Annotated in this window: 1 protein-coding gene; it reads left to right on the forward strand. The window is 73.2% G+C overall.

Features of this window, described 5'->3' with window-relative positions; genetic code table 11:
* Positions 1-215 precede the first annotated feature (215 nt).
* Positions 216-1,811 (forward strand): glycerol-3-phosphate dehydrogenase/oxidase, encoded by a 1,596-nt coding sequence (locus tag ACFV6D_RS37390; protein WP_063350189.1) that lies wholly within the window; start codon positions 216-218, stop codon positions 1,809-1,811.
* The last annotated feature ends 117 nt before the right edge of the window (positions 1,812-1,928 follow it).

The following is a 1,928-nucleotide window of genomic DNA, read 5'->3' on the forward strand; positions in this document are numbered from 1 at the left end:
GAGCGGCGGTGGTTGTTGTGATAAATAGAAGCCAACCCCAGCCCCACCGGCGGCCGCCCCCCCCCCCCGCCCCCCCCCCGCCCGCCGTTCCGGCAGCGGGTGTCACCGCGTTTCACCGGCCCGCCGCACCGGGCCGACCGGCCTCTCAGCAGAGGCCGCACCGCACACGAGAGGAGTAACGGCGCCGCCTGACCCGCGCGCCGTACACAACCACCATGGCAACCATCCCGACCCTGGGCGCCGAGCGCACCGCCGGCCGCACCGCCTCCCGCGCCGAGACCCGTGAGCTGCTCGGCAAGGCCACCTACGACCTGCTGGTGATCGGGGGCGGCATCCTCGGCACGGCCGTCGCCTGGACCGCCTCCCAGGCCGGACTCAAGGTCGCCATGGTCGACGGCGGCGACTTCGCCGGCGCCACCTCCAGCGCCTCCTCCAAGCTCGTCCACGGTGGTCTGCGCTACCTGCAGACCGGCGCGGTCAAGCTCGTCGCCGAGAACCACAAGGAGCGCCGCGCGCTCGCCACCGACGTCGCGCCGCACCTGGTCAACCCGCTGACCTTCTTCGTGCCGGTCTACAAGGGCGGCCCGCACAGCGCGCCCAAGCTCGGCGCCGGCGTCTTCCTGTACTCCGCGCTGTCCGCCTTCCGCGACGGCATGGGCCGGGTCTCCACCGCCGCGCACGCCGCCCAGCAGGTGCCCGCGCTGCGCACCGAGGGCCTGCGCTCGGTGGCCGTCTACGGCGACCACCAGATGAACGACTCGCGCGTCGCCGTGATGACCGTGCGCGCCGCCGTCGACGCCGGCGCCGTGGTGCTCAACCACGCCGAGGTCACCGGCCTGCGCTTCACCGGCGGCCGGGTCACCGGCGCCGAGCTGCGCGACCGCCTGGACGGCACCGAGTTCGGCATCGACGCCCGCCTGGTGCTCAACGCCACCGGCCCGTGGGTGGACCACCTGCGCAAGATGGAGGACGCCGGCGCCGCGCCGTCGATCCGCCTCTCCAAGGGCGCCCACGTGGTGGTCAAGCGCCGGGCGCCGTGGCGCGCCGCGCTGACCATCCCGATCGACAAGTACCGCGTCTCCTTCGCCATCCCGTGGGAGGACCACGTCCTGCTCGGCACCACCGACGAGGAGTACACCGGCGACCCGAAGGACGTCCGGGCCACCGAGGCGGACATCGACCAGATCATGGGCGAGGCCGCGCACGCCATCCGCGACGAGCACCTCGACCGCGACCTGATCACCTACTCCTTCGCCGGCCTGCGGGTGCTGCCCGGCGGCCCGGGCGACACCGCCGCCGCCAAGCGCGAGACGGTCGTCACCGAGGGCAAGGGCGGCATGCTGTCGGTCGCCGGCGGCAAGTGGACCACCTACCGCCACATCGGCCGCACCGTGCTGGAGAAGCTGGCGCACGTGCCCGGCACCAGCCTCGGCGAGGACATGTCCCCGATCGCGGCGACCGTGCCGCTGCCGGGTGTCGGCGCGCCGAACGCCGTCGCGCACCGGCTGCTGATCGACCGCGACCCGGGCTCCCGGATGGAGCCGCTGGTGGCCAAGCACCTGGCCAGCCACTACGGCACGCTGTCCTTCGAGATCGCCCGCATGATCGACGAGAACCCGGAGCTGGGCCGGCCGATCCACGAGGACGGCCCGGACGTCTGGGCGCAGGTCGCCTACGCGGCCGACAGCGAGTGGGCGTACACGGCGGACGACGTGCTGCGGCGCCGCACCACGATGACCGTGCGCGGGCTGGACACGCCGGAGATCCGGGACGAGGTCGAGGCCTTCCTCGCGAAGCGCGGAACCAAGTAGGCACAGCCTCGCGAAGCGCGGAACCAAGTAGGCACAGCCTCGCGAAGCGCGGAACCAAGTAGGCACAGCCAGCTAGGCACAGCCTCGCGAAGGGCGGGCACCCGGGTTTTCCGGGTG

Origin of the sequence: Kitasatospora sp. NPDC059812 (genome assembly GCF_042732075.1) — a bacterium.
In the GTDB taxonomy this organism is placed as follows: Bacteria; Actinomycetota; Actinomycetes; order Streptomycetales; family Streptomycetaceae; genus Kitasatospora.